Annotated in this window: 22 protein-coding genes and 2 pseudogenes; 8 read left to right on the top strand and 16 right to left on the bottom strand. The window is 35.7% G+C overall.

Annotated elements, in window-relative coordinates; translation table 11 throughout:
* Positions 1 to 382: 382 nt before the first annotated feature.
* From L8T27_RS24165 to L8T27_RS24140, 6 genes are all read right to left on the bottom strand, one after another.
* On the bottom strand, positions 383 to 832 hold the full coding sequence (locus L8T27_RS24165; RefSeq protein ID WP_237943440.1) for a hypothetical protein: 450 nt from the start codon (positions 830 to 832) through the stop codon (positions 383 to 385).
* Between the two features lie 57 nt (positions 833 to 889).
* Positions 890 to 1,081, bottom strand: a complete 192-nt coding sequence (locus L8T27_RS24160; RefSeq protein ID WP_237943438.1) for a hypothetical protein — start codon at positions 1,079 to 1,081, stop codon at positions 890 to 892.
* 67 nt (positions 1,082 to 1,148) lie between these two features.
* Positions 1,149 to 2,315 (bottom strand): FtsW/RodA/SpoVE family cell cycle protein, encoded by a 1,167-nt coding sequence (locus L8T27_RS24155; protein WP_237943436.1) that lies wholly within the window; start codon positions 2,313 to 2,315, stop codon positions 1,149 to 1,151.
* Between the two features lie 38 nt (positions 2,316 to 2,353).
* Complete coding sequence (locus L8T27_RS24150) at positions 2,354 to 3,160, bottom strand: undecaprenyl-diphosphate phosphatase (protein WP_237943435.1); 807 nt, start codon at positions 3,158 to 3,160, stop codon at positions 2,354 to 2,356.
* A 111-nt stretch (positions 3,161 to 3,271) separates the two neighbouring features.
* A complete protein-coding gene (locus L8T27_RS24145) occupies positions 3,272 to 4,195 on the bottom strand; it encodes an LCP family protein (protein ID WP_233317033.1) in 924 nt (307 codons plus the stop codon).
* A gap of 52 nt (positions 4,196 to 4,247) precedes the next feature.
* Complete coding sequence (locus tag L8T27_RS24140; protein ID WP_233317032.1) at positions 4,248 to 4,925, bottom strand: zinc metallopeptidase; 678 nt, start codon at positions 4,923 to 4,925, stop codon at positions 4,248 to 4,250.
* 161 nt (positions 4,926 to 5,086) lie between these two features.
* Between L8T27_RS24140 and L8T27_RS24135 the strand changes: the two genes are divergently transcribed.
* The 4 genes from L8T27_RS24135 (at position 5,087) to L8T27_RS24120 (ending at position 8,330) form a co-directional block, all read left to right on the top strand.
* Positions 5,087 to 5,734, top strand: coding sequence for a DUF1232 domain-containing protein (locus tag L8T27_RS24135; RefSeq protein WP_237943434.1), 648 nt, complete (start codon positions 5,087 to 5,089; stop codon positions 5,732 to 5,734).
* A 561-nt stretch (positions 5,735 to 6,295) separates the two neighbouring features.
* Positions 6,296 to 6,544 (top strand): hypothetical protein, encoded by a 249-nt coding sequence (locus L8T27_RS24130; RefSeq protein WP_237943433.1) that lies wholly within the window; start codon positions 6,296 to 6,298, stop codon positions 6,542 to 6,544.
* Positions 6,545 to 6,660: 116 nt separating this feature from the next.
* Positions 6,661 to 6,822 carry a hypothetical protein gene (locus tag L8T27_RS24125; protein ID WP_233317029.1) on the top strand — a complete coding sequence of 54 codons (162 nt, stop codon included), beginning with the start codon at positions 6,661 to 6,663 and terminating at the stop codon, positions 6,820 to 6,822.
* Between the two features lie 614 nt (positions 6,823 to 7,436).
* The gene (locus L8T27_RS24120) at positions 7,437 to 8,330 is read left to right on the top strand and encodes a glycine betaine ABC transporter substrate-binding protein (RefSeq protein ID WP_233317028.1); all 894 of its coding nucleotides are present in this window, start codon (positions 7,437 to 7,439) and stop codon (positions 8,328 to 8,330) included.
* A gap of 202 nt (positions 8,331 to 8,532) precedes the next feature.
* On the opposite strand, the gene L8T27_RS24115 is transcribed toward L8T27_RS24120, so the two are convergent.
* Positions 8,533 to 8,736, bottom strand: a complete 204-nt coding sequence (locus L8T27_RS24115) for a zinc ribbon domain-containing protein (RefSeq protein WP_233317027.1) — start codon at positions 8,734 to 8,736, stop codon at positions 8,533 to 8,535.
* 83 nt (positions 8,737 to 8,819) lie between these two features.
* Complete coding sequence (locus L8T27_RS24110; protein ID WP_237943431.1) at positions 8,820 to 9,317, bottom strand: GNAT family N-acetyltransferase; 498 nt, start codon at positions 9,315 to 9,317, stop codon at positions 8,820 to 8,822.
* Between the two features lie 290 nt (positions 9,318 to 9,607).
* On the opposite strand from L8T27_RS24110, the pseudogene L8T27_RS24105 reads away from it, so the two are divergent.
* Positions 9,608 to 9,739, top strand: a pseudogene (locus L8T27_RS24105) (VOC family protein); the annotation flags it as partial.
* 43 nt (positions 9,740 to 9,782) lie between these two features.
* On the opposite strand, the gene L8T27_RS24100 reads toward L8T27_RS24105, so the two are convergent.
* From L8T27_RS24100 to L8T27_RS24080, 5 genes and pseudogenes are all read right to left on the bottom strand, one after another.
* Positions 9,783 to 10,832, bottom strand: coding sequence for a bifunctional transcriptional activator/DNA repair enzyme AdaA (locus L8T27_RS24100; protein ID WP_237943429.1), 1,050 nt, complete (start codon positions 10,830 to 10,832; stop codon positions 9,783 to 9,785).
* 234 nt (positions 10,833 to 11,066) lie between these two features.
* A protein-coding gene (locus L8T27_RS24095) for an IS3 family transposase (protein ID WP_237943427.1) occupies positions 11,067 to 12,424 on the bottom strand; the annotation gives its coding sequence in 2 pieces (ribosomal slippage) (positions 11,067 to 11,971 and positions 11,971 to 12,424; 1,359 coding nt in all).
* Between the two features lie 74 nt (positions 12,425 to 12,498).
* Positions 12,499 to 12,789, bottom strand: coding sequence for a hypothetical protein (locus tag L8T27_RS24090; RefSeq protein WP_237943425.1), 291 nt, complete (start codon positions 12,787 to 12,789; stop codon positions 12,499 to 12,501).
* 354 nt (positions 12,790 to 13,143) lie between these two features.
* Positions 13,144 to 13,783, bottom strand: a pseudogene (locus L8T27_RS24085) (NAD(P)-dependent oxidoreductase).
* 67 nt (positions 13,784 to 13,850) lie between these two features.
* Positions 13,851 to 14,420 (bottom strand): NAD(P)H-dependent oxidoreductase, encoded by a 570-nt coding sequence (locus L8T27_RS24080; RefSeq protein ID WP_237943424.1) that lies wholly within the window; start codon positions 14,418 to 14,420, stop codon positions 13,851 to 13,853.
* A gap of 226 nt (positions 14,421 to 14,646) precedes the next feature.
* On the opposite strand from L8T27_RS24080, the gene L8T27_RS24075 reads away from it, so the two are divergent.
* Entirely contained in the window at positions 14,647 to 15,093 is a 447-nt protein-coding gene (locus L8T27_RS24075) for an Rrf2 family transcriptional regulator (RefSeq protein ID WP_237943422.1), read from the top strand.
* A gap of 69 nt (positions 15,094 to 15,162) precedes the next feature.
* On the opposite strand, the gene L8T27_RS28830 is transcribed toward L8T27_RS24075, so the two are convergent.
* The 3 genes from L8T27_RS28830 to L8T27_RS24065 all read right to left on the bottom strand — a co-directional run bounded on the left by L8T27_RS28830 (position 15,163) and on the right by L8T27_RS24065 (position 19,080).
* Positions 15,163 to 15,285, bottom strand: coding sequence for a hypothetical protein (locus L8T27_RS28830; RefSeq protein ID WP_267913447.1), 123 nt, complete (start codon positions 15,283 to 15,285; stop codon positions 15,163 to 15,165).
* A gap of 450 nt (positions 15,286 to 15,735) precedes the next feature.
* Positions 15,736 to 17,046, bottom strand: a complete 1,311-nt coding sequence (locus L8T27_RS24070; RefSeq protein WP_237943420.1) for an MFS transporter — start codon at positions 17,044 to 17,046, stop codon at positions 15,736 to 15,738.
* A gap of 18 nt (positions 17,047 to 17,064) precedes the next feature.
* Entirely contained in the window at positions 17,065 to 19,080 is a 2,016-nt protein-coding gene (locus tag L8T27_RS24065) for an alpha-L-rhamnosidase-related protein (protein ID WP_237943418.1), read from the bottom strand.
* 141 nt (positions 19,081 to 19,221) lie between these two features.
* On the opposite strand from L8T27_RS24065, the gene L8T27_RS24060 reads away from it, so the two are divergent.
* Positions 19,222 to 20,193, top strand: a complete 972-nt coding sequence (locus L8T27_RS24060) for an AraC family transcriptional regulator (RefSeq protein WP_237943416.1) — start codon at positions 19,222 to 19,224, stop codon at positions 20,191 to 20,193.
* A gap of 297 nt (positions 20,194 to 20,490) precedes the next feature.
* On the top strand, positions 20,491 to 20,967 hold the full coding sequence (locus tag L8T27_RS24055; RefSeq protein ID WP_237943414.1) for a hypothetical protein: 477 nt from the start codon (positions 20,491 to 20,493) through the stop codon (positions 20,965 to 20,967).
* The last annotated feature ends 43 nt before the right edge of the window (positions 20,968 to 21,010 follow it).

The following is a 21,010-nucleotide window of genomic DNA, read 5'->3' as shown; positions in this document are numbered from 1 at the left end:
TAACATACCCTATAGAGGTATGTAAAGAACCATGTTTCGATTTATTTTCCATGGCCTATATATTATTTTTTACTTTTGTACTTCTTAGTAATTGCCTTAACACGTCCAACTATTCGTAGTAGAGGACCATTTGTTTTGGCAATTTTATCTGATAATAAGTGACTTCTTATTAAGTAAGTCAAAAAAGATTAGTTATCGCTCAACTCAAGAATATAATTATCTACCTTAGACCTTCTCTCTTGCAAAACAAGTTCAGATAAACACTGTTATTTATTGCCAATGACCATATTACTAATATTTCTTATTGTAGTCTCTATTAACCCATTGATTATATCTTTTATCCAAAAATGCCGACAAAATGTCGACATCTCATCTCTTCTTATTATATATTATCATCACAAATTTTTTGATTGCCAAAGAAACTTATAATCATTGTCAAGCCTGCTGTTACACCTAATATATTAGTTGAAAAGATTTTTTGCAGTTCCATAATAACTGGAGAGCTAGATATCACATCAGGTAAATGACCAGCAGCTGCAAGTGTTACCAATACTGGAAAGCTTATGGAAAGTAATAGACACGGGACCGCAACACACCATAATAAAGATGAATTTATACTTATCGACCATCTTTTCACCAAAATTAAGGAAAGATAAAGTCCAAACATAAGTGAAATGAATAATTTTGTCCAAATCACAGGAATAAAATAAAATTGCTCATTTGCTTTTTGTTGAATTTGATTGTCAAAATGGAAGCATATACTTGCTAAAATAATTAAGCCTATTACCCAAAGCAGCTTCTTCACATATGGTGCCCAACTGGCTTTTCCCATGAATAATCCTCCAATATTCTTCAAAAATGAGCTGATTAATCTAGCTTTCAAGGATTCTCATTTAAGACTCCTTATTAATCTTGCACGATTGAACTTCTTTATATCTAATGCAGCTTTTAAAATGAAAATAAGCACTGCAAATCCACTAAAAAACGGATTCCAGTCTAAGTTAAATAAAACGCCAACTACAATAATGAGATAACAACCTAGTTTAGCGATTAACTTAGCAGCTTCGTTCTTCGTATGCATAAAACTAACATCACCAATCCTATTTGTTACTAATATATACGTTATAAAGAAATAAAAGTTTCAGTACTTATTTTATCTCAAACATATACTTTCTGTATGGCTTGCGAATGGATAATATGATTCCTAGAAAAATCATATTGGAAAGCAAGGAGCTTCCTCCATATGATAGTAAAGGGAGAGATATTCCTTTAACTGGCATCATGCCAACCGTCATTCCGATATTTTGAAAGATTTGCAGGCAATACATTGCCATTAAACCAAAGCATACATAAAGTTCAAATGATGTCTCTGCTCTGTGGCCAATTATAGCCATTTGAGACATTAAGAGAAAAAACAATACAATGATTACAGAAGCTGCAATAAAGCCTCCTTCTTCCGCAATTGTGGCAAAGATGAAATCTGTATGCTTCTCTGGAATATACACTTTATTATTGCCTATTCCGTTGCCCTTAAGCTCTCCGCTTCCAACGGCTAGTATAGCCTTTTTCGTCTGATAGGCATTATCTGTATATTCTTCTGGTGCAAGCCAGCCTAAAATCCGCTCCTGCTGATGAGGTTTTAACATCGGTATTAATTGATCGAAGAGAATAGAAGAATGTTGGAAATATATATACATTAAAAAAGTAACAGCCGCAGCAGGGAGAATCACAGCTGCCACGAGCATTTTTTTGTTTATCCCGGATATAAATAACACTGTTGCACTTCCTGCCAAATACAGCACAACCATTCCTGTATCAGGCTGCTGGTAAACAAACAAGGATGGAATTATGGTAACAATCAGGATTTTACCAATCAGCAGGAAGTCTGTCCAAACTGTACGATCCAAGTATACAAGATTATGTTTATAAGCTAACCGGGACACAGCTAGCAGCAAAGCAATTTTAAAAAACTCCGAAGGCTGTATTGACCCTAATAGCGGAAAACTGTACCACCGTTTTGCTCCTAAGATGGATGGAGCAATACTTGACGGCATAAGAGGCAATAACATAATTGCGGCAAGTCCTAGTAAATAAAAGGGCCAAGCAATTCTCTCAAACCGGTCTGCATCCAAATACGCAACTACCAGCAACAATACAAACCCTAGTAAATAACTGATTCCCTGCTTAAGCGCAAAATTTTGAACACCATACTGGATCCCTTCGCTGCTGTGAATAAATAGGATGCTGAGGATACTAAATATTATAATGATACATAATATCGGCTTATCCAATCTCCTTAAAAATGTCTTACCCATCCTAATCTCCTAATCATTAGTTATATCTGTATGGCAAATTAGTAAAATATTAAAAGCAATATTCCTACGATAAAACAATAATATGTAAAATAGACTAACTTGCCTTTTTTCATAATGCCCATAAACCATTTCATCGCCAAATAACTCATTATAAGGGTTGCGATAAAGGCAGATAAATAAGGGACAGCTAAATCTGCTTTATTTGGTTCGCCTAAAAAGTCGGAAAATCCGAGAATAAGCCCGCCAACACTTACTGGAATATACAATAAAAAGGAGAATCGCAGGGCGGTTTCCTGTTTAATGCCAACAGCTATTGCAGAAATGATAGTAGCACCACTTCGACTAATTCCCGGGGCTAAGGCAACAGCCTGACCAAGACCAACAATAAATGCGTCCTTAACTGTAATATCAGATTCACCTTTTCTACCTTTCAAATTTCGAATAAACCATAAAGCAAGACCTGTTATAAATAGCATGACAGCAATTGTAGTCATGCTGACATTGTCAGCAATATACTCATTCAAGAACACTCCCAGTACACCGGCAGGAATTGTACCGATAACGATATAACATACAAAACGAAAATCACTCTTATACTTACTATCTTTCGTTCTTAAGTAATTAATCGAATGAACAGCTATTCTAATAATGTCCTTTCTATAGATAAATAGAATAGCAAGCAAAGAGGCCGTATTGGTGAGAATAGCAAATGTAAAGCCTTGATCTCCCAGCCCAAGAAGCTGACTGGCTATCATAACATGTCCGCTCGACGAAACAGGAATCGGCTCAGTAAAGCCCTGAACTAAACCGATAATAATCATTTTTATAATTAAGACAATATCCATTGTTAAATCTCCTTGAGAATTATAGTTATTTTCAACCCTTTTGAGTAAACACATAAAAAACAGTTACCATACGACAACTGTTTTTAGGAAGTGTTAAACTTGTCGTTGAAATTAGTTGAAAAAGGAGCTCAACGCTTCCTTGTTTGTATCTAAATCTGCCTTTAGAACAGCCCCTACATTTACTACATCATTCTCGTAAGAATCTTGAATGGGTATTCTTAAGCTTTCCAATCCGTCTGTGCTGTTTAAAAGCAGCCCTTTGCTTAAGGACAATATGGATTGGGTATCTAAATTTGTATCAATATAAGGAGTTGCAAGGCCAATAATTTTTGGCAGATTATATATAGTATGAGCACTAATTGCCTGCTCTTTCAGCTTAGACATTACTTCCTGTTGGCGCTCCACCCGCCCGAAATCACTTAATCTGTCATGACGAAAACGAACATAACCAAGTAAATCTTTCCCGTGCAAAATTTGACTGCCTGGTTTTAAAACCGTACCAATTCCATAAGACATTTCATAAGGAATATCAACCTGTATCCCGTCAGGTGCAATGATATCTACTAATTTAGAAAACCCTTTAAAATCAGCAATCGCATAGTAATTTACATCTATATCAAAGTTGTTTTTTATTGTTTGTCTAACCAGTTCAGGCCCGCCAAATGCAAATGCTGCGTTTATTTTCTGGAGACCATGTCCGGGAATATCAACATATGTATCTCTCATGATGGATGCAAGTTTTATGCTATTATTATTCGAATTATAGTGAGCTATCATTAATGTATCCGAACGGGAATGCTCCTCTCCTCTAGAGTCACTGCCAAGCAATAGGATATTCATTTCTCCTAACTGTGGTTCAGCAGGCAGAAAATCATAATCCTTCCCTTTGTTATTCACATCTTTGGTAGATTCGATTACCCCGCTTTTATACTGATAAATAATAAACATCGTGCAAATAACTATCAGCAAGATGACGATGGACAGTATATTCCTTATCCATTTTCGTTTCTTTTTTATTTCTCCTCTGCTTCTCAAAATCTTCACCTTCTAAATTTAGTTCTCCTCATGAACAACTGGTAAGTAAACTTTAGTTTTCGTTTCTTTGCATACCTGTATAAATTAGGATTAAACGGATAAGTTCTAACACCGCAACCGCTGCCGCTGCCACATATGTTAACGCCGCTGCATTTAACACCTTTTTGGTATCTCTTTCTTCTGCATTACTGATAATTCCTAAAGACACTACTTCATCCATTGCCCGTGTAGATGCATTAAACTCAACTGGCAATGTGACAAATTGAAACAATACCGCTGCTGCCATAGCAATGATGCCTAACAACACGAAATTACTTAAACCGGCAATCATGCCAATTAAGATGAGTATCCATGAAAAATTACTCCCAATATTAGCTACAGGTACTAATGCATGCCTAATTCTTAAAAAAGAATAATCCTGCTGATCTTGAATAGCATGACCAACCTCGTGAGCCGCAATTGCTGCTGCCGCTAAAGAATGACCGTGATAGTTATTCGTTGACAGACGGACAACTTTTGACCGCGGATCATAATGGTCAGAAAGCACCCCTCCTGTTTCTTCCACTGAAACATCATATAAACCGTTTGAATCAAGTATTTTTCTAGCTACTTCTCTACCAGAAAGGAAGGAAGAAGACTCGATTTTTGAATACTTTTTGTAAGCACCTTTGACTCTTAGCTGTGCCCAAACTGGTATAATCAAAATGATGATAAAATAAACTAAAAACATGTTTTAACCTCCTAATTAACTTACTTTAATAGAGTTAAAGCGAAATTATTACGTTTATTATTGTCTCTGTTAGTAAATTTAGTAACAGCTTAGTATATTCGTTGACATTTTGTCAACAAGATAGTATATTTCAATTGTTAAAAGTATGGAGGCTGAATGTAATGACGAGTAATGAAATCAATGAAAATAAACTCGGGCATCTGTTAAAAACCACCCTAGAAAATCAGAAAATCTCTATGAGTAAACTCAGTTTAGAAACAAATATTGATAAAGCGACTATTTCAAGAATTATCAGTGGAAAAAGAAAGGCCACCCCAAAGCACCTGCAGGCTATTTCCGAGTCTCTTCACATTCCCGTTTATGAGTTATTTACTGCTGCAGGATATACAGAGAAATCCACAGAAGCAGACAATCATTTTGAACTGCATGCCAAAATAGATGCTATCCAAAACATGATTAACTCATCAGGGATGTATAGTGACACCTTTAAAATTGAAGAAGTTGAACAGCAAATAAATGCTTATTCAAACGATGTACATTCCTCAGAAGACCAGAAGAATTTAATCACTCAATTCAAGAAAAAAGTGAAGAAATTAGGAAGTGAAGGGCCGTTTATTCAACAGCTGGAGGAATTATATTATAAATTTAGATATAAAAAGGGAAGCCCAGCTCAACTTCTGTTAATGGCAAGCGGACTTTTTTACTTTGTCAGCACATTAGATGTTATTCCAGATTACATACTGCCAATCGGTTATTTGGATGATGTTATCGCCATTAATATAATTCTCGATCGTATATCAAAATTATAGAGCTACCTTTCAGAACGATTAAAGCTATATATGCAGCTAATTTGTCCCAATCAATTAATTTTTCAAGCTTCTTTCTTCTACCATCTCCGAAATAGCATGTTGTTAGATTCCTCTTCCTTATCGAACTCCTCTCTCAGGTTTTCGATAAGGAATCTGATTAGCATAACAGTTATATGTTTTGATGATGCAAGTTTTCTTTCTCACTAATAGGATTCTCTCCAAAATTAATACTTTCAATATAGGAGTTTTATAATGAAGAAATATTTCTTTAACTACGTCCTGTTAGCAGGCGTGATTCTTTGGATATCTTTTTTCGGTTGGATCAAGTTAATAAAACAAGGATTGGCTCATTATTTTGGATAAAATCAAAAATAAAAGTTTGTTATAGGGGGTATATTATTTTGTTCTTAAACGCTATAATATGTTTCATTCAGAACAAGCATAAATATGATTATTACACAGACAAGTGTATTCGCCGTGGAAAAAAACGGTCATAACAAGCTTTTTGTATAATAACCAGCACGAATAAACAATAATGACAGAATTGAAGAGGGAATCCGAATGAAACAACTAACACTTAAATATATAACATGGAAATTGTTATTCAGACTAATAGTGCTTGCACTAGTCCTTTACTGGTATCGGGGAGAATACAACTCGTTCTTTAAAGAGATGACACTATTCCACCAAATTTTATTATATATCTCCTATCTTGCAGTCATACACCTTGCTTTAGAAATAATGAAATGGAAGATTTGGAGTAAATTGTTCTATGAAGAGAAGGTAATGAAAAACCACGAGCTTTCTTAATATTGTTTTTGTTTATCCAAGCAGCACACAGTAAAAAAGACAGTTTATTACTTTATATTTTTTACTGTGGGCTGCTTATTTTTTTAATAAATTGTGGGAAACAAGGGAGGAAGTTGATGTTAAAAAAAGGTGATGTTGTTATATTTCAATTCAAAGAGTATGAAGTCCTCTACATATACTCCAGTGGTTATGCTGAACTGAAAGAAAAAAAAGATATAATTAATTTTTTCAAAGTAAAGTTAGTACCGTTATCACAAATAAAAACAAAAATTACTTGAATCTTAAGTTAGAGTATCTCAATCTACTAGTTTTATTTTCCGCTCGTTTATATTCGCATTTATAACCATATTCAGGACTAACCCTTCGACATTTGAAAACCTCAACTTCAATGAAATTAAATGAAGCACCATTCATAAACTGAATACCACCTTTGAATAACATCTCAATTTCGGAAAAACTGACAGAAGATAAGTTTCCCGAAGTAAAAGAAAGCCATCGGTTTCAAATGATCTTAAAGATAATCAAACTGTGCTATAAATGGTTGACGGAAAGCTCGAAATCACCATCATGCCAAGCCAAAAAAAAGTACAGATATACGACGAAAAACGAATGAAAATGCACATCATTCGTTTTTTTATGCCTTATTTCAAGCTATCTTTCTACTTTCTGGCTTCCCCTCCTACCCATTACACTATAGATGAAAAAATACACCCACCATGTAGGATAAGCTAGGAAAATAGAGGAAAAGGGCGTATACAGTGCAGGTTAGTTATATAGTTACATCTCTACATTGCTTACAGGAGATTAAGAGATATTCTGCGCTTTGAGTTCCATTTAGATTAACGTTACACTTTACGAAACATTAAAAACAAATTAAAGGGGGATTTTATTAGTGCTAAAAAAACTTCTCGGAGTAACATCAGCATTAGCTCTATCAGTCGGTTTAACCGCATGTGGAAGTGAAGAAACAGGTAGCAATGGGTCTATCGCCGAAGAATTGGATTATACAATTGTTGGGATAGATCCAGGATCTGGTCTAATGAATGCTACACAAAATAAAGTAATGCCAGGTTACGGTCTTGATGAAAAATGGGAAGTTATAGAAGGCTCCGATACTGCAATGACAGCGGAATTAACAAAAGCAATTAAAAAGGAAGAGCCAATTATTGTGACAGGTTGGATTCCACACTGGATATTTAATGAATTTGATTTGAAAATGCTTGAAGATCCTAAAGGACTTTACGGAGACGAAGAATACATACATACTCTTGTACGGCATGGGTTTAAAGAGGATTTGCCTGAAGCCTATAAGTTCCTTGATCAATTCGAATGGGGACCTGAAGAAATGCAGGATGTAATGGTAAGAATCCAAAGTGGAAAAACCGAACAGGAAGCAGCTGAAGAATGGGTCGCTGATAATGCTGATTTAGTTGATACCTGGATTGAAGGTGTAGAGCCTGGTAATGGGGAAGAAATAAAAATGACATATGCAGCTTGGGCTGACGCCATCGCAAGCAATAATGTCGTTAAATACGTGTTGGAAAATAAATTAGACTATTCCGTCAACTTAATCCAAGTGGAGCCTGGTGCAATGTGGGCAGGTGTTGCAGACGGCAGTGTCGATGCTATGATAGGTGCAGCCTTACCAACAACACATGCTGCTTATTATGAAAAGTTTGAAGGTGACTTCGTTGACCTAGGTCCAAACTTCACGGGTTTAAAGAATGGACTCGTAGTTCCTGCTTATATGGATATAAATTCGATAGAAGACTTACAGGATCTTTAGGAATACCTGAAAAACATGAATCGACCAGTAATATGGTTGGTTCATGTTTTTCAGATATTGTTAAACTTTATCGATTTAATATTAGTAACTTGCTCCAATTCTCTGCCAAGCGGTCATTAACCTTTACATTATTTCTTCAGCCTGATGCAACCAACGCACAAAAAAAGGCAGCACCACTTTTTCAGTAATGCCCCTAGTATTTTTAACCAAAAAATAAATCAAGAATATTAGATCCTGCAGAAGTTTGCTTATTATAAAACTCTGAATAACCGCATTTTTTGCAATACACGACAATAAATGTGTTATGTTGAAGATCAAACATTTTTGATAAACCTGTTCCTGTCATCGCCACTTCTTTTTTCCCTGCATCCTTGCTGCCACATTTTAGACACCCTTTTTCCGTCAACTTTATTCCCTCCAACTATTTCATGTAATTATCCATTAATACGGGAGAGACTATGAAAAGGTTTCAGTTGCCAGCATCAAACATTATAAAAATAAAACCATCAGCTCTTCATCAAGATATGTATTGTCTATTTTTAGCGCTCTTCGGTCTATTCCATAGGTAGTAAACCCTAAAGAGTTATAGAGACTTTTAGCAGGCGTGTTATTTGCACTAACTGATAAGTAAATTTGTTCAATGTCTTCTAACTTTTCCGCTCTTTTTATAGCTTCTTGTATTAATTTTTTCGCTATTCCTTTGCCCCGTTTTTCAGTTGTGACATACATGGCAACTAAATTTGTTCGATGTTTTAATTTAACCTTTTGCTCTAATTGCAGTGTAACAACACCATTAAGTTCTCCTTCTTCAAATGCTCCAAAAGTATAGGCAGATGAATTCGTTAACCTGTTATCAAAATTCTCAAGTGTGAAGTCTTTTTCCTCTTCATAACTAGATGCAAATGCTGCTGGATTTGTTTGTAAAGCTTCCAACCTCAACTTTTTATATGCCTTCGCATCCCTTTTTTCAAGCACTCTAATATCCATATTTACCTCCCACTCATATCCACTAATAATTAGTTTCACTAAATAAATTATACTATTTAATTTCCTTTCGGAGAAGAGCAATTCCATATATTGTAATCGCGATTCTGAAGTTGCTTTAATCTATCTTGAATAGTTTGTTATAAAGATTCAGGCTTAACCGATTTCAAATCACAACCATATCTGATAAAGTAATCGGCTATAAATTGCTCTTCACCTTTGTTATAGCAGCCTTTAATAACGGTTTTGTTTTTAATAGGAATGGTCATAGAAGGATAATTTTCTTTGACTTCATTTCAGACGATAGAGTAAAAGTAATAGTCCCCTTGTCCGCTAACTTATTTAGTAAAGCATACGGAATAATTGAAGATCCATATGGTATACAAGTCCAATTAATGTTTGATGAGCGATTAGGCAGGAATTAAGTTTAAAATAAAGACGGTTTGCTTTCATAAGCAAACCGTCTTTTTATTCACTATATAAATTTTCTATATTAAGTAAATATTTTTTCCGCTGTATTCCACCGCCATAGCCTCCTATGTCTCCATTTGCGCTTATGACTCTATGACAAGGAATGATGATCGAAATCTGATTGGCCCCGTTTGCATTACCAACAGCTCTCACCAGATTTATATTTCCTAATCTGCTAGCAATATCTTGATAGGAGATTGTTTGACCTGGCGGGATGGTGGTAAGGATATCCCATACTTTCATTTGAAAAGGTGTTCCGCTTTTATAAAGAGGAACTGTAAATTGCCTCAACCTCCCTGAGAAATATAAATTTAACTGTTCAACTAAACTTTTATTAATGTCTGTATTTCCAGGTAAAATTCTAGCATTATGCTTTATACGCAGCTTCTCAATTTCTCTTTCTAGTCCTCTCCTATCCAAAAACTCTAACAAATATAGATATTTTGCGTCAGTCAAACTGATCATATTGCCAAGAGGTGTGGAGAATATGTTAGCATGGATAATCGAAATAGCTGTTTTCTTCGGAGGGTTGCCCATTATCCTTGTAAATGCGTCATTAAACCCGCTAGATGACTCATAGCCTAAGGAAACTTGTTGGTCAATTACCTTTTTGCCTGAGATAATCTTTTTAAAAGCCATTCCCATACGGCGGGAGCGGGCATATTGGACAAATGTCATTCCATATATTTCTTTGAACTTTCTTCTGGCAGTAGCCGAATGGATGCCTAACTCTAGAAAGTCTGCTTCTTTCCACCTCTTTTCAGGGTTTCTTTCAATTTCAGCAACTAATATTTCCACCTCTTCTGGGATGCTATGAGGATAATACAAAGGGTTACAACGTTTGCAAGGGCGATACCCGGCTAACAACGCCTCTTCTGCTCTTAGAAAAAATTCGCAGTTTTCATACTTTGGCTTTCTGGCAGTACAAGTTGCATGACAGAAGATTCCAGTTGTTTTAATACCAGCAAAAAAAATACCATCATAGTGTGGATTTTTGTCCACTAATGCTCGATAAAATTCTTCTTTCTTTTTTTCAGAAATAACCACTGCTTAAGTCACCTCAATTTAGCGTTCATTTATTTTCTTCTGTAAGTTCTATACACTTAGGTTCAAAGGAAATCTGTTAACTTAGATCCGTTATATTATTTATTATAGAGACCTGCAATAAGAAATACTTCCGAAAAATGAACAAGTAATTTTTTCAGCTTTCTTTTAATAGAAAACAGCTCCCCTTCAAGTGAAGGGTGAAGTGACCCCATAAAGTTAGACATGGTTATCTCGTTAGGCAGCTTCTGGGGCATGAGTTCGGTATTGAACCGGACTCATGCCTTTTAATTTTGCCTTAATTCGTATGTGATTATAGTAATAAATGTAGCTCTCCAGTTCTCTTTTAAAGTGGTCCATGTTTTCAAAATCGTGAAGGTAGAATAATTCCGACTTTAATAAGCCAAAGAAATTCTCCATGACTGCATTATCCAAACAATTTCCTTTTCGCGACATACTCTGTGTAATTCCATGCTGTTTTAACACGTGACGATAATTACTCATCTGATAGTGCCAGCCTTGATCCGAGTGCAGGATAGGTTTCTCTCCTTCTGGCAAAGCCTCCAATGCCTGATTCAACATCTTAGAAACTAGGGAATAGACAGGTCTTTTTTCTATGTTATAGGCAATGATTTCCCCATTGTATAAATCAAGAATAGGAGATAGGTAAAGCTTTTGTCCAAATAAGTGGAACTCTGTCACATCAGTTACCCACTTCTCATTCGGTTTGGTTGCCACAAAGTTACGCTTTAGCACATTAGGTGCTATTTTCCCTACTTTCCCTTTATAGGAACGGTATTTTTTTATCCGAACCAAGGATTTTAGCCCAAGTTGTTTCATAAGGCGTTGTACCGTCTTATGATTAATATATACACCACGATTTCTTAACTCTAGGTGAATTCGACGGTAGCCATAACGCCCCTGATTCGTGTGGTATATAAACTCAATGTGTTGCTTTATTTCTATATACTTATCTGGACGTTGTATTACTTTTAATTGATAATAATAGGTGCTTTTTGCGATACCAGCTATTTTCATTAACTCTGTTATCGGGAATGATTTCCTTAGTTCGTATATCGCCTTTACTTTTTCTTGTTTTGTAGCTTTTCCCTTTCCTGAACTAAGGCATTCAACTTTTTTAAGTAGGCATTCTCCATCTTTAAACGATAGATCTCTTCTTGCAGTTCCTCCACAGAACCTTTATCTGGTGTTTTCTTTGTTTTTTTCTGCGATTTTTTACTCATAAACGGACGCCCCTTTTTCTTCGGTTTTAGAGCATCTATTCCGCCTTCTTCAAAAGCCTTCCTCCACTTTAAAATGGTTGGTGGAGATGAGATATTAAAGATAGCTGCCGTTTCCTTGTTAGACGTCCCAGTTTCATTCATAAATTTCAATACGTCTAGTTTAAAGTCAACGGAGTAGTTTGTATAGCGTTTTTCAAAGGCTTTTTCTCCATGTAGCTTATATTGTTTAATCCAATCTTGGAATAGAGCATAGCTAACCCCAATTTTTCTCGCTATTGTATTTACGCCATCATCACCATCTATATATTCCAAAACGGCACTAATTTTTTCTTCTATTGAAAATTTGGCCATAAAAAAGGCACCTCCAATTGTTAGACCTTCGTCTAACAATTGGGGTGCACTTCAGGGAGAGCTGTTCATTTAAATTATTTTGAGTTATTCATCTGATCTGTTAAGTTAGCAAGAATCGCACTATTCTCTTGGTCTGCATCAAACTGGATGACATCATCATAGTCAAAGGTAGTTAACGAGTCAGGAAATGATTCCTTTAAATAATGGACAAATGAATGAATGTCATCTCCTACTGTGTTATTGCGGCGATACTCCATCATAATTTGGCGGAATTTATGCGGAGGTAAATCGCATTGAATATGAAAGGATTTGCTAATGCCTAAGTGATCTTCGTCTGAGCTGTATAGATTATAGATGTTAGTCAATATTAACTCTCCTTTTGTATAGAATGAACTTGATTATTTTGCCCTTTTAGGCAAGTATTATAAAATTATTGACTATATAAATACTTCCTCACTACATTCATACCCTCATATTCGGCTTATCATTCTCTTTCTTTCTCACTTTGCTTAAACGCTTTGTATTTAAATACTTTCAAATCTAATTCTTTTCACTACATTGAGGTGTGCAGTTATCTGAAAGATTTCTTCTTACCAAAATTAAATACTACCGCCACTGGACAGGTCTGCTCTACTACCAATTACAATCTGATTTGCATAATTTATTAACATGAATAAAACCGCCCCTATATACAGGTCGGTTTTTGGCGAAATCTAAAATTATTCAGCTTCCCCAACAACAGCAAAGCGTTGGTTTTTATGTTGTGGATTTTCAATTTCATCTAATAATGCGATTGCATAGTCGGCATAACTGATATAGCTGTCACCTTTAGAGTTTAGAAAAAGAACATCTCCGCCCTTTTGATAGAATCCTGTGCGCTTGCCTTCTGGATTAAAGAAACCTCCTGGACTAATATATGTCCAGTTAATATCATTCGTATTTTGCAGTTCTTTTAAGTTTTCTCCCATATTAAAAGCCGTTGGATAATAAGCTTTAGGGAATTCAGATGTTTCCAGCACAAGCATTGTTTTCGTTTCATCTACAAATAAGCTTCCTGCTCCACCTACTACAACTAGTCGAGTGTTTTGGGCAGCTTTTAACGCTTCTATCAGCACCTGACCTGCCTCAATATGCTGGATTTCTTGGCCTGGAGCAGAATTAAAAGCATTTACTACCATCGTAATTTTGAATATCTTCTGTTTTCAAATTGAAAACATTATTCTCAACGACAGTTACCTGATGATTTTGTATTTTTGCAGTGTCTCTTACAATTGCTGTAACCTCATGGCCCCGTTCTACTGCTTCTTTTAAAATTAAGTTTCCTGCTTTACCACTAGCACCAATAATTGCAATTTTCATTATAAACTCCTCCTATAATTATAATTTTAATAGTTACAACTCTTCCACCTAAAGGCTACTTGCTTAGTTAAAACAATGAGTTTACTTCGTTTTTAATTTCTTCAAGCATTCCTTTTCTTGTTGAATCATCCACTGAAGGAACGCTGCCAAAAGTTAAATGACCAACACTTTCAATACCGCAAAATTCAAATATTCCTGTTGTAGAGGTTTTCTTTAGTGCTTCTGTCATTCCAATAGAATCATAAATATCCTTCGGTGTTCCGTGAGTATTGATAATAAGACCTTTCTTCCCTGCTAGCAGCTTATCTATACCACCATCAGTATTGTACTGATAAGCAAATCCGTAGGAGTACACTCTGTCAATATAGCCTTTTAAAATAGCCGGCATTCCTGTCCACCAGATTGGATAAATGAGTGTAATAACGTCTGCTTTGCTGATATATTCTTGTTCTTTTTTAATTTCTGGATCTACTTCACCCTTACCATCAAACTTTAAAACCGGGTCTATCCCAATTGCATATAAATCCCTAACCATAACTTCATGACTTTTCTCTTGTAAAGACTCAACGACCGTACCGAGAATAGCATGGTTAAAGCTTTCTTCGTTTGGATGTGCATAAATAACTAAATGATTCATTACCATTCCTCCACTTTTTTCTATGCTTATCATTAATAACTTCGTTCACAGTTAATCACTTGTATCAATAGTTGTTACAAGTAATAATATAAGTTACATGTATCTAACTTGTCAACAGGTATATAAAATTGTTTTTCCCGAGACTTTTTAAGATTTTTAGGTATAATATAGTTGTAACCAGAATAATTACATGAAAATTGAACTTATCGTTAGGAAGGTGTTTCACATGTCGATCAGCAGTCGTTTTGCTGTTGGTATTCATATACTGACTCTTATTGAAATAAATAAAACAAGTGTTATCTCCTCTGAGTTTCTAGCAAGCAGTGTAAATACAAATCCCGCTGTTATCAGAAAGATAATGGGCATGCTTAAAAATGCCGGCTTAATTAACGTCCGTCCAGGAATTGCCGGAGCTCAAGCAGCAAAAAAGTTATCTGAGATTACTTTGCATGATGTTTATAAAGCTGTAAACGTCGTTCAAGAAAAAGAGCTCTTTAGTATACACGACAACCCAAACCCTGATTGTCCTGTTGGAAGAAATATACAAGACGCAGTACTTCCTCTCTTTACCATTGCTCAATCAGCAATGGAGAAAGCTTTAAGTCATATTACCATTGACGATGTTGTAAAAGATATTATTGAAAAAGAAAAGAATCATGAAAGCATTAAATAGTGCTATAAAAATGAAAAGAAGTCTGTTAAATGCAGACTTCTCTTTTTGTACGCTCCAACTGTTGGATAACTATAAACTCGTATTGTTGTTATTCTTATATTCCTTGCTGTACCTCTTTTCCGCAAAGAATAAAATAAACCCTGCCAGAAGTGAAACACTGAATACAATCCCGTACACTAGTTTATTTTTCATTTTTGTCAGCTCCTTATTTTATTCCACTCGTCCGTATCCTCCTCTATACATTTATTATAAAAGAATTCAAAACAAAAAAAATCGTACAATCAGGCAAATTCACACGTACACTAGGGAAAAAATATTAAAATCATGGAGTAAACATCCATATTAATGTCACTCCCTATAGTTTCCATCGATTATTGATTGTTTTCTTATTCTCCGTAACCCACTACTTAAAGTCCCTTAATTATTCTTTTCGACCAATATAATACTTTAGCCACTTCTTTAACAGAATATCCTTGAAGAGTTCAGAATATAAGTACCTGTCTATAAGAATTCTTTAGTTTTCTAATGAAATCTAACAATAAATTATGTTATCTGTCACTTAACACAAGCAGCAACCAATTAACTACATACAAAAAAGTCTCATGTTAACTCTTAAGAAACATGAGACTTCTTAAATCAAAATCACCTTTGTGAAAGACCAGTATCCTTATTTGTTACAGAATGTCTTATTCCAGGATCGTGAATATTATATTTTTTTACTAATTTTATTGTTGCAGCTGCGAATGCCCAGCAGATGACTAGTGAGGCAACTAGCATCCACATTAGAAGGTCTGGTGAGTAGTTCATAATGACTGGTGTAAATACAGAGCACACCGCTGTTAAAATACGGACAACAGCAATTGAAAAGCCTGTGACGCTTGCCCGCAAATCTGGCGGATAGAATGATTGGGTCCAAATTTTATAAATTGATTCTCCATGTAAGTTATTACAAGCAGAGTAAATAAAGTAAGCGGCAGAGAAAATAATCCATGATGTTCCGCCAAAAATTCCAGAAATCACGAAAGACAGAACACAAAGAAAAATTCCGGTATGCATCATTGTGTATCGATATTTAGTATCAGCTAATTTCATATAAATGAAAAAGAGAACGGCAATTGCAGCAAGGTTGGCAAAGAAGCCTAGTGCAGTTGAATATGATTGGGTCCGTCCGTTAATGGTAACAAGGAAATAATTGACGAACGAGCCCCAAGTATTTGTTGGGATATTCCAAAACAGATAAAAACCAGTAATCGAGATGAGCGGCACCATATACTTTTTGGAAGCAAAAATTGCTTTGATGGAAACTTTTTGTGCTGGTTGAGCGCGATTATTTTCATGTGCATTTTGTTCGTAAAGTTCATGTTCAACTTGACGAAACTTTTTGGAAAACACCCTAATGCCCCAATTAATCATGGCTATTGCGGCAATCCAAATGAACAACACCCGTGTCCCTGTCATATCCATGGTAGAAGTTAAGAAACCAAGTGCTTGTGAAAGGAGAATCCCGAGAATCCAAAACATCTCCGTAATAGTGATAACTTTACCATGATGTTTCGGTGAAACACGCTCCGTAATGACAGCAAGCGATGTTGGCAGATCTGCCCCTGATGCAAGTCCTGCGATAATTAACCCAATGAGTAGCATTGGCATACTATTAGAAAAGGCGATGATAATACTGCCGATTGCTACAAGCAGAATATCGATGTTAAAGACACGGACCCGGCCAAATTTATCAGATAAACGGCCGCCAAACAATGCCCCGATCGCAACAGAAAGGGTTAGCGCTGTGCTGATAACTCCTGTCCACCATGGATTAATGCCGAAATGGTCAGACCAAATTGCTAGAGCAATGCCGGCGCTGACAAGCAATGCGGCATCCAGGTAGGAAGCAACACCTGCAACACTTGCTAAAAACCAGTCTTTACCTGAAAGCTTATCTTGTGATTTCTCCATATTCATTTACTCCCTTTTTTATAAGTTAATAATTAATTCCTGCTCTCTTTCGATAGGAATAATTCGATTAGCTAGATGAAGAACTCCTCCAGATACGTTTGCTGTAACAGTAAGTTGTTGCTTGCTCCATTCAACTTTTACTTGCCCTGCTCCGACTGGCAATTCACAGGAGAAATCTTTAAAAAGGCCTACTTGTGGAGCCACTTCAAAGCTTTTGTACCCTGGTGCTGTGGGCTGAACGCCTAACAGGTAACGCCCGACTAAATAAATAGGACTGGCCCCCCATGCGTGACAGAGACTTTTCCCATATTTATCACCATACATTGCATATTTTTCGGCACCTGTTTCGTTAGGGTCGTAATATTCCCAGAAAGTCGTCGCACCTTCAGCTAACATCCCGCCCCAGTAGGATTTAACTTGCTCAAGGACATACGAATATTCACCAATTTGTGCCATTACTTCAAGCTCCCAAAACTTAAAATACGGTGTATGAATATCATTAATTGCTGGATTTAATAAAACATTCTTTTTAATAATCGCTGCTTTTTTTTCATCAACTATATTAAACAGTATGGCAAAGATGTTAGCATGTTTTGTTATGTTCCGTTTACCAGATTCATAACTGTCTATAAAGCCGCCCTTCTCTTCGTCCCAATAATATTTATGGATATTGGCTATTAGCTTTTCTGATTTTGCTTGTAAGTCTCCATTTGGCATTCCCAATGCTTTCTCAACGCTCATCATGCTTTGATAAGCACGGGCCAGCAGCATTTGTTCTGCACAGAGCGGGCCTGAAATATCAAACTCTGCCCAATCAATATACACCCAATCACCTGGTTTACCGTAAATAAAACCGTGTTCATTCGTTTGGGATTCACAATATTGCAGCAGGGATACCATTTTCGGATAAATTCCCTCAATAAATCTGCGATCACTAAATGTTTGATAATACTCTTCAATGCTTATCAGCCAATACAGGGAATAATCGATAATTGTATTAAGATGTTGTTGCATAAGATTGGTACCGCGGAGCCCAAGAATTGTCCGCTCAACAATTTCTTTGTTGAAAAAACTATAGCGATTAATGAAATAGCTTTGATAGGCATCTCCCGACCATACCCATTTATCCCGTTTAACTCCATCTAAAAAGAAGATATCACTGCAAGTACGGAAAGTGCGATCGGCAACCTCCCAAATTTGGTTGAGCTGCTGATCTGATGAGTGGAACTGACTTACTCCGCCGAACTCAACATATTGCCGGATAGCAGTAATCATTACTGAATCTTCCATTACATTGGGTAAAAAGATATAGCGAAACGCTCGCAGTCGGGTAACAAAAGTGTTTTCTTCCAATAGTTCAAGGTCTTTATCATCACGAGTGTTTATCACTTGTTTGAGGTAACAGTCCTTAACATCAAGTGCTTCTGTCCTGCTCTCACCATAACAACACGTAATAGGTTGAAATCTTTCGGAGAAAGTCACTTTTGTTTTTGCTGTAATGGTATGACCGAAATCTAGCAATGTACCTCCATTTACATATTCAATCTTCGAGGGTGTCTTCTGTTCATATGTGTAAGGAAATTCCATCGGATCTTGCTCTTTATCCACAAAAAGAGCGCTTACACCTACAGCCTGATCTGATTCGATATAGTTTGAAGCCAACCAAGTCTCATCAGAAAATATAGTTTGCCCGCACACAAAGATACTAGGCAATCCTTCCAAATGACAAACAATCACTTCAACCGTTATTTTACCTGGATTACAAGTAATAGTTTGTTCAAATGGGTATTTATCGACTTGTTCACTACCAGCCTCCTCCCGTCTTGTAACAGCTACATGCCCCTTCCCCTTAGCATGTACCGTAAAAGTTGTCTTTTCTTTGAGATGATACGTTTGTTTAAACTTAACATTATGGTTCCAACCAGCTGTAAACCAATAGGCAGGCCAATCAAAGCCACGTTCTTCTCGACTAAAATTTTGTTTCATAATATGGTAAATTTCAAAATCTCCTGGAAACCAAATCCAATAATTCACTATTTTCATCCTTTCTCACTACTTGTGAAACGCTTACATACGAAGTATAATCTAAATAAAATCTAGATAAAATGGCATTTATTCTTGAAAATATGGTCTTTGTTCAGGTTTAGTAAAATATTCGGAAAGGATATTAAGCACATGGAATTATCGACATTAGATGAGTACCTTTTCAGCCATACAGAAGTTGAAAAGATTCAACGAAAAGAAAAACAAAATATTAACGAGTTAAACCTTCCTTATGCCCTTCAAAAAGTCCCGAAAATCCCAAAAGAGGCATTTTTTCTTGAGGGAAATATTTTTATCAATAAACAGCAAAGATTTTCATACACTCCAGCACACACCCACGACTTTGTTGAAATAAACTATATGTATTCTGGATACTGTACGCAGTATATTAATGATGAAAAAATTGAACTAAAAAAGGACCACATTATCGTAATGGATAAAGATGTGGTCCAAAAAGTTGATAATATTGGAGAAAATGATATTTTAATCAATATTTTAGTACATGAGAATTTTTTCTCGATGGATATTTTGTTTGACTCTTTCCAATCACATTCGATTTTCAGCGAATTTCTGCTTAATGCTATTCGCGAAAAATCCGCTCACAGCACTTTTTTACTGATTGATGTGTCAGGAAAAGAGACGATTTTATCCGTACTACGGAATATGATGGTTGAATATTTTAATCAAAAGCATTTCAAACAGGAGGTTATGAAACATTACTTTTCCATATTAAGTTATGAACTGAGTCGTATACTGGAAAATCGGGCTTGGGGCGAGAAGCAGAACACGATGGACAGTAAAATGATTGAAATCATCCGCTACATAGACTGTCATTATCAGGATGTATCACTTGCTTCCCTTGCAAAAACATTTAAATTTAATAAAAACTACCTGTCTTCTAAAATTAAACAAAATTTAGGGAAAGGTTTTTTTGAATTATTGAACGATAAACGATTAAGCGTAGCAAAAAAACTGCTGCGGGAAACGAATATGCCAATTGCAGATATCACTTATGAAATCGGCTATAATGATCCCAGTTATTTTTACAAAATGTTTAAGCAGAAATATGGAGAAACTCCTTTGCACTATCGGAAAACACGATAAGGAGAGCATACTGTTGTTTTAAAAATCCCCTTCTAACATTAATTTAGAAGGGGATTTATCTTCTTATAAGAGTTAAAAAATCATTTTTCTGAAAATGGCGCGCTAGCAGAGGTTGTGGTTTCTCCATCTAGCATGCTTGGCGTATGAAAATTTTCTCCTTTCATTGCTCTTATTCAAGCTGTATGCCCTCCAATATCAAACAGACTTTTCAGTACTACAGCAGTGTACGGAAAACACTTTTTATGAATAATAAATACTAAAAAAAGAATCCTAATAAAAAAAGTGTGAGGGTTCAATATGTCATTTAAAATTCAATCGCTACTTAATATTTGTATGGTTACGATTTCATGGTTGTCGCTATATTTTATCAGTGTTAAAAATATAAAAAGATTTCTTCCTGCTACCTTAATAATTGGCATTATTGAAATTTTGCATGCAAAAGTTGGCAAAGACCGTAAGTGGTGGGTTTTTTATAATAAGCCAAACACCTATTGGGTCGATGAATTGCCTTTTAATACTGGTCCATTTATTTTCATTTCCATGTGGACATTAAAGATAGCCTATGGGAATTTCAAAAAGTTTATGATAATCAATGCATTAATACATGCTTTTTTCGCATTTCCTTATACTTTTGCTGCAAAGAAACTTAAATACTATACATTAGTTCGCTTTAACAATGTGCAGTTTTTTATTTATTTCTTTATGAAAGCTCCTTTATTGTATTTATTACAATTCCTTGTTGAACGGAGCAGTGACAGGTTACGGAAGCTATGATAGGGGAACAAATAGAAGGTAAAAAAAAGCTTTCGGCAAACTA

Origin of the sequence: Niallia sp. Man26 (assembly GCF_022049065.2) — a bacterium.
In the GTDB taxonomy this organism is placed as follows: domain Bacteria; phylum Bacillota; class Bacilli; order Bacillales; family Cytobacillaceae; genus Niallia.
The sequence above is the reverse complement of the archived record's forward strand: the minus strand, read 5'-3'. Positions and strand labels throughout refer to the sequence as shown.